This window comes from Chitinophaga sp., from assembly GCF_035538455.1.
Lineage (GTDB): Bacteria > Bacteroidota > Bacteroidia > Chitinophagales > Chitinophagaceae > Chitinophaga.
Genome location: NZ_DATLKJ010000108.1, coordinates 1 through 7,755, shown reverse-complemented (window position 1 = coordinate 7,755; position 7,755 = coordinate 1). Strand labels below are relative to the sequence as shown.

Below are 7,755 nucleotides of genomic sequence, written 5' to 3'. Positions count from 1 at the left end.
AGCAGTTTACTTATGAAAAAAGCGAAAATAGCTTTGGCAGCAATGATTGTATTGGTTGCTACAGCCGGAGCATTGGCATTTAAGGCCAACAGATACCCCCATGTTTTTTATATGACTAATACACGAAATTGGCATTGTAGTTTAGCAACCGCTGTACTTTTTGAAACTACTGGACCTAGAGTTCCAAATGCATTTACCGTAAGATTAAGTACAGCTCCTACCACAGCACCTTGCCCTACAATCTACATAATAAAGACTGTATGAAAATCGTAATTAATGTATTTAGTCACTCATAAGTACTTAAAATAATAGTTAATGTTTGTGAAGTCATGTAAAAGGAAATTATTTCCCTTTTACATGACTTTACGATGTTGTCTATAATGCATAGTGATCCAGTTCAAGACCGTTAAGCACACCCTTCATTTTTGCTGGGATTCCTTGGGTCATCCATTTAGGCGCCGGCTTATTTTTCAGGTAATGGTCAAAGAATTGTTGCATACGAATACTGAAGTCGTAGCCTGATTTTCCCCATATGCCGTGGTTCCCATTTGTGTATTCCAATAACCATGCTTTTTTTCTTAGCCTTCGCAAGGCCGTGAATAATTCAATTGCCTGAGAAAAATTACACACGCCATCTTTGGTGGTATGCATTAATAAAAAAGGCGTGGTTACTTTGTCTGCATTGAAGATGGCTGAGTTTTTAATATAGAGGTCAGGAATTTGCCATAAGGTTCCTCCCATGCGTATTTGTCCTCCATATTCAAACATATCTTGCAGGCATCTTCCGTCACTACCTACACTTCCATAATCGCTGATAAAGTTACCTAACCCGGAGGCAGAGCAGGCTGCTTTGAAAATATTGGTATGTGTTACCAAATAATTGGTTTCAATCCCTCCAAAGCTACATCCCTGTAATCCCATCCTGGTCGAATCAACAAATGAAAGTTGGCTAATATAACCTGCAGCCGAAGCAACGGCATCAAAAGCGCCCTGCATGGGATCACCCATGGTATAATAAATATCAGGTGTGAAAACCAGGTATCCATTGCTCACGAAGGTCGGAATATTGATGGCGCAGCCACTATTCAACGGCTCAGGAGGAAGGTAAGCATGTAAACCATTAGATTTTCTTTCATAGTAATGGAATATGACAGGATATTTTTTGCCTGGATCAAAATTCTCCGGCTTGTACAAAATGCCTTGTATCTCTTTACCATCCAACGCTTTCCAGGTATGCAGTTCTGTCGTATACCAATTATAATCTTTTTCCGGTTTGAGGTTACTTAAACGGGTGTATTGTCTGAAGTCTGCCGTGTAAAAAAAGTTAGGCGATTCTTCGGCATTGCACCTGCGTAATAGGTATTTATCCGTACTACGCGCTTTGATTGGATATTCCCCTTTATTGACGCCTGTAAAACCTCCTGCCGGGAAATGATAGAAATAGGGGCCCATAGCCAGCAGTTCGGGATCACTGTTCCCCTTTATCCTGACACGGAAAAATCCATTCTCTTTAGTGTCCAGGTTGAATGCATTCAAGGTAATGCCTTCGTTCAATGAAATTGGCTCATTGGTATAATGTTCCAAACCCAGGCAAAATAGTATATGATGTTTCTGTCCATACCCATTGGTTAGATTGACAGGTGCTTTTTTCCCTGTAGGATCTAATTGCCATATATCATAGCTGTCGTACATAAGAAGCGCTTCGTCATTTTCCAGCCATCCGGCGATCCATCTTGGAAGATTAATATCATTATCCTGAGTACGACTAAACCATGAATCAGTAATCGCTTTATCTGAAATGTTCCTGATGATGCCTGTCGCTATTTCATAACTATAAAAGGGATAGTTGCCTTTATCACAATAATAAATCACATATTTCTCTTCTGGGGACAGGTCGTATCCTCCTCTTCCTTCATTACCTGCTGCTATCTGTTTGCGTGTGCCATCCCTGGTTGAAACAAGGAAGTATGAAGGCATACTGGCTGTGTTCCAACCACTCTCTGTCATTTCGGCGCCAGGCTCTATATGGCGAATTATGGCATAACTGCGGATATCCTTATTTAATATTATCTCATTTGGCATTGCAAGCCGAACAATACGTCGGTCGCGGAGATGAATAACGGCAGTGTAACTTTCTGTTTCATTAAGCTCCTTTTGTTGCCTTGACTGGAGCTTGGTATCTGTATAACTCCATACAGTTAGCGCTACCGGATCTGCTAATGGCTTCAAAGGTTCCCGAATATCAGTGACACCGAAAAATAGCTTGTCTCCCTCTTTACTGAAATTGGTGATATCATCTATCTGAATTTTTTCATTACGCATTTCCGGAGATTGATTGCTTGCTATCAACACCGCGCTGTCAGTCCCTTTTTTAAAATGCCAGATCGATTTTTCTCCTGGTTTATTCTCTGCAATAAATGCAACTTGCGTACCTTCTCTATTTATGACAACAGTACCTGCTGCTGTACCCTGCCAGATAATTGACTGTCTGCAATCTGGCAAGGTCACTATGGTCACAGTTTGAGCGGTGGAATCTTTTTCTGTTTGCAGCACAAGTAAATTCCCGTTTTCACTAAACAGGTAATTATTTACAGATGAATATGATTTTTCTTTACCTGATCTGAGATTTCTTAATGTCAGTTTTTTATCAGCGCCATTAAGCTGATATGCTAACCATTCTCCATTACCGTTAGCGGGCAGTTTAAATGAAATCACATCAGGAATATATGATGCTGGTGATCGCCCCGGGGTAACAATGCCTAAACTATCGTGCGAAATAAAAATAAACCGGTCACCTCCGGAAGTAAATGAATTATTATTAGGCTCTGCTTGTAATTCCATTTTCCAGTTGCCTTTAGTGGCTTGTAGTACCATTGTATTACCACCTGCAGGCTGATTATGGATGTTGTAAGCTACATAGTTACCGTTATCACTGATCGACCGCCAGTAGTCTATTGCAGGCCATTTATTATACACGCTCGAATCAATTGGTGGCTTTTCATGTTTGGCAGATTTGAGATTACTGTCATCTTTTCCTTGCGCAAAACAGTAATTTATTGAAATGAGGATTGTAATAAAACATGCATATACCTTTAGGTTTTCAATAGCGTTTTTGGGAGGGGTAGGTCTACGTAACATTGAGGGCTCGATTTTTAGCAGGTAAATTATTAACTGTAATCTATTACAAATTATAATACACTTTTGTTTTGGCAGTAGTACCGCACTGAGCCAATAATGTAAATAGTGATTTTGCCTTTATCAAAGTATTCCCGTCCGCAATTAAATCCTTAAATTGTCTTACCAAAAACAATCGCATATGTTATCCTTGGAAAAAATCAGCGAGTTACTCGGAACTGAAAGCGAAGTCCTTCTGCAGCACGAAAGCAAGACAATATCCAAAGACTACCTGCATCTGCCCGGACCGGATACCATAAACAACATTTATGCATCTTCCAGTCGCAACCCGCAGGTACTGCGCAGCCTGGGACAACTCTTTCGCTCAGGCCGTCTTGGAGGTACAGGATACATGTCCATCCTTCCGGTAGATCAGGGCGTAGAACATAGTGCAGGTGCATCCTTTGCTAAAGCCCCTGCTTATTTTGACCCGGAGAATATTGTAAAACTGGCAATAGAAGGTGGTTGTAACGCAGTTGCTTCGACATTTGGTGTGCTTGCGGCGGTATCGCGTACTTATGCGCACCGTATCCCCTTTATTGTGAAGATCAATCATAATGAACTGCTCACGTATCCTAACCAATCCAATCAGGTAATGTACGGTACCGTGCAGGAAGCCTGGAATCTTGGCGCAGTGGCGGTGGGGGCTACTATTTATTTCGGATCTGAAAATGCAGACCGTCAGTTAGTGGAGGTAGCACAGGCTTTTGAGCTTGCGCATGAACTGGGGATGGCTACAATACTATGGTGCTATTTGCGCAACGACGCCTTTAAAAAAGATGTGGATTACCATCTGGCGGCGGATCTCACAGGGCAAGCCAATCATCTTGGTGTGACCATACAGGCTGACATTATCAAGCAGAAACTCCCTGAAGTGAATGGCGGCTACAAGGCGCTGAATACCGGCAGTTCTTCTTATGGAAAACTGGATGAGCGTATCTATACCACGCTAACATCCAACAACCCAATTGACCTTTGCCGCTATCAGGTAGCTAATTGTTACATGGGGCGCATGGGGCTCATTAATTCCGGTGGGGCTTCCAAAGGAGATGGTGATCTGGCGGATGCTGTACGTTCTGCGGTAGTAAATAAGAGAGCGGGTGGTGCTGGCCTGATATCAGGGCGTAAAGCCTTCCAGCGTCCGATGGCAGAAGGAGTGCAGCTTCTCAACGCAATCCAGGATGTATACCTGAATCCGGCTGTTACTATTGCTTAGTATTGATGACAAGTCCTAAATAGGCGATACGGGTTTAGGACTTGTCAGGAAAGCTGTTTATTCTCTTATCTGTCCGTTTCCATAAATAAACCATTTCTCTGTTACCAGTTTCTCCAGCGCAAAGGGGCCGCGTGCATGTAGTTTCTGCGTAGAGATGCCGATCTCGGCTCCAAGACCAAACACACCTCCGTCAGTAAAACGTGTGGATGCATTCACATACACAGCAGCGGCATCCACTTCATTAAGGAAATGCTCACTCACTGAGGGATTGCGGGAAATGATGGCCTCCGAATGCCTGGACGAATGCTCGCGGATATGTGCCAGCGCGGCTTCTGTATCAGGCACTACTTTAAAGGAACATTTGAGCGACAGGAACTCGCGGCCGAAGTCTTCCGGCTGTGCTTCGTACAGATAGGGATAGCCCTGCTCTTTCAGGATGGTATGGGCTAACGGTTCTGCATATATTTCCACAGCATGTTCTGCCAGCATCGGTATCACCAGGGAGATAAAGTCGCTGGCTACTACATGCTCTACCAGCACGGTATCCAGGGCATTGCACACGGATGGGCGGGAGATCTTTGCGTTGGCAACGATCGCTGCAGCCTGCTCCAGGTTGGCAGATTTCTCCACGTAGGTATGGCACACACCGGCGCCGGTTTCAATAACGGGTACGCGGGAATGCTCCCGTACATATTCTATCAGCTGTTGTGAGCCGCGGGGAATGATGATGTCGATATATTTTACGGCGGACAGCATTTCAATCACCAGCGCACGATCGGCGGGGAGCAGTTGTACGGCATGGATGTCAGCCCCACATTGTTGCAGTGCCTCCTGTATCAGCCGAACGAGGTAGGTATTGGTATGAAAGGCGTCGGAGCCGCCACGCAGTACACAGGCGTTGCCAGAGCGTATACAGAGCGCCGCTACGTCTACCGTTACGTTGGGGCGGGATTCGTAGATAACACCCACCACACCCAGCGGCACCGTTTTTTTCTGTACCAGCAGCCCGTTGTCGAGATGTTTTTCCAATACGAGCTGACCGGCAGGATCGGGCAGGCGCGCAATATCCACCAGGCTGGCGGCAAGACTCCGTAGCCGCAGGGCATTGAGCATCAGGCGGTCTTTCTTTGGGTCCTCATCCGGCATCCGTTCGAGGTCTTTTACATTTTCACGGATGATCTCCGGGATATGCTCAGTAATGGATTTCGCCAGCTGTTGCAACAACAGCTGCTTTGACGCATCCGGTAAGGTACGGATGGACCCCATTGATTGCCTGGCGCGTTCCAGCATTGGTAGGATCGTCTGCATGTTTCTTCTTTTTATAACAACACGATATCGTCTGCATGGGCTACTTCTGTGTTTTGTACCTTATGTCTGGTATCCAGCACATCAGAGGAGATCTTTGCCCTGCCCACGGCTATGACTATTTGTTCTTCGTTGACAATTTCTATTACTTCTCCGCATTCAAATTTTTCCAGGACGGCTGTAATACCTACTGCCAACAGGCTATGGCGTTTCAGTACTGCTTCTGCTGCGCCTTTGTCTATCTGTAATCTGCCGGTAACAAGACTGCCGCTTGCCAGCCATTTCCTGCGGGCGGGAATGCTGCAAGGCTGAGGGAGGCACAAGGTCCCCGTTTTTCCTGTAATGGCATTGAGGATTCCGTCTTCTGTGCGTATGCCGAAGATCACTACCCGTATGCCCATGCGGGTGGCTAATCTGGCAAAAGTCAGTTTTGATACCATCCCGCCGAGGCCCAACGCAGATTTCTCTTTGTCGGCAAGGGAAAGAGCTGCTTTGTCGATTTCATCGATCTGTGGTACTACCTGTCCTGATCTGTCCAGCACACCAGCTACGGAGGTACTGAAAAGCAGTAATGATGCACCAAAGCCCACTGCTATCAGGGTAGCCAGTTCGTCGTTGTCGGAGAACTTCAGCTCAAGACTGCTGACCACATCGTTTTCATTGGCGATGGGAATGATATTGTTCGCCCACAGTTCTTCGTAGGTGCGTTTCAGTTGGAGGAACTGATCCCGGTTGGAGAAATGCTGGCGTTCACAGAGGCTTTGCGCCACAGCAATATCGTATGGTGCGAAGTAGCGGCTGTATTTGCTCAGCAGCAGCGGGTTGCCGATGGCGGCTGCGGCCTTGCGTTCGCTGATACTGCCGTTGTACGACTTCATGTACTGTTTACCTGCGGCCACCGCGCCAGAGGATACCAGCACAATGTGATAGCTTTTGTGCAGCTCTGCCACCTGCCGGGCTATGCCGGCGATCACCGTTTCGTCGAGATCCCCGTTGCTGTGGGTGATAGACGCTGTCCCGAATTTTATGACGAGAATAGGCTTGCTCAATGCTGTAAAGTTTTGAAGGGGCTAAAATAATATTCTGAACGCGAAAATTTTAGCGCAAAATGACATCCGTTCATTTTTCATCTCGATAAAATATAACAAACTTGCCGGAAATGACACCGGTGATGTAAATATCTTTGCTGCTCACTGCGGTTAAAAGTTGTATATCATGTTAAAAAGAACTATATCTTTTTCTTTCTTATTTATTTCTATCCTATCTGGACACACCAGGGCGCAATCGCCGTTGGACAAGGCTGTAAAGGAAATTACCGATAGTATTGAAGCAGTGGTGGGCGTTTCGGCCTGTATCCTGGAAAACGGACCGTATTATTCGCTTAATGCGACAGTTCATTATCCTATGCAGAGCGTGTATAAATTCCCGATCGCGATGGCAGTACTGCATCAGATAGACAAAGGGAAACTGACGCTGGATCAGGAATTTCGCATACTGCCATCGGAGTTGATGCCTGCTACAGGATGGAGCCCCATCCGTGACAAATATCCTGCCGGCAATGTGAATTTATCACTTCGTGAGCTGCTGCGCTATAGCGTCGCCGAAAGTGATGGTACTGCCTGCGATGTATTGCTGAGAATACTGGGAGGCCCGGCTGCTGCGGATAAATATGTACATCGGCTGGGCGTAAAAGATATAGCTATTGCGACTACCGAGCAAGTGCAGGTGGGCAAGGATCTGCTGCCGCAATACCGTAACTGGGTTACGCCTGTGGCGCTGACAGATCTTCTGAAGATATTTTATACCGGCAGGGTATTGTCTGACAGTAGTTATCATTTCCTGATGGATATAATGGTGAATTCCGGACCCGGCGCCAAAAGACTGAAAGGCCTGCTGCCCGCAGGTACTGTGGTGGCGCATAAAACCGGTTCATCCTTTACTGTTGACGGGAGGGCGGCTGCCACCAATGACGCGGGTATCATCACCCTGCCGGATGGGCGGCATCTCCTGCTTGCCGTGCTTGTAAAGGATGCACACGCACCCCTGGAATTACGGGAGCG

At 46.1% G+C, this 7,755-nt stretch carries 6 protein-coding genes; 3 read left to right on the top strand and 3 right to left on the bottom strand.

Annotated features, from left to right (window positions below):
* A partial coding sequence (locus VM802_RS13345) for a hypothetical protein (RefSeq protein WP_325531224.1) occupies positions 1 to 264 on the top strand: 264 nt, incomplete at its 5' end.
* 111 nt (positions 265 to 375) lie between these two features.
* Here the strand turns inward: VM802_RS13345 and VM802_RS13340 are convergent.
* The gene (locus VM802_RS13340) at positions 376 to 3,138 is read right to left on the bottom strand and encodes an alpha/beta hydrolase family protein (protein ID WP_325531222.1); all 2,763 of its coding nucleotides are present in this window, start codon (positions 3,136 to 3,138) and stop codon (positions 376 to 378) included.
* A 178-nt stretch (positions 3,139 to 3,316) separates the two neighbouring features.
* Here VM802_RS13340 and VM802_RS13335 point away from each other — a divergent pair, with 178 nt between their 5' ends.
* On the top strand, positions 3,317 to 4,390 hold the full coding sequence (locus VM802_RS13335; protein ID WP_325531220.1) for a class I fructose-bisphosphate aldolase: 1,074 nt from the start codon (positions 3,317 to 3,319) through the stop codon (positions 4,388 to 4,390).
* Positions 4,391 to 4,447: 57 nt separating this feature from the next.
* Here VM802_RS13335 and VM802_RS13330 read toward each other — a convergent pair whose 3' ends face one another.
* Positions 4,448 to 5,698, bottom strand: a complete 1,251-nt coding sequence (locus VM802_RS13330; protein WP_325531218.1) for a glutamate-5-semialdehyde dehydrogenase — start codon at positions 5,696 to 5,698, stop codon at positions 4,448 to 4,450.
* 11 nt (positions 5,699 to 5,709) lie between these two features.
* A complete protein-coding gene (proB, locus tag VM802_RS13325) occupies positions 5,710 to 6,744 on the bottom strand; it encodes a glutamate 5-kinase (RefSeq protein WP_325531216.1) in 1,035 nt (344 codons plus the stop codon).
* Positions 6,745 to 6,910: 166 nt separating this feature from the next.
* Here proB and bla point away from each other — a divergent pair.
* On the top strand, positions 6,911 to 7,755 hold an 845-nt coding region (gene bla / locus VM802_RS13320; RefSeq protein WP_325531214.1), incomplete at its 3' end, for a class A beta-lactamase.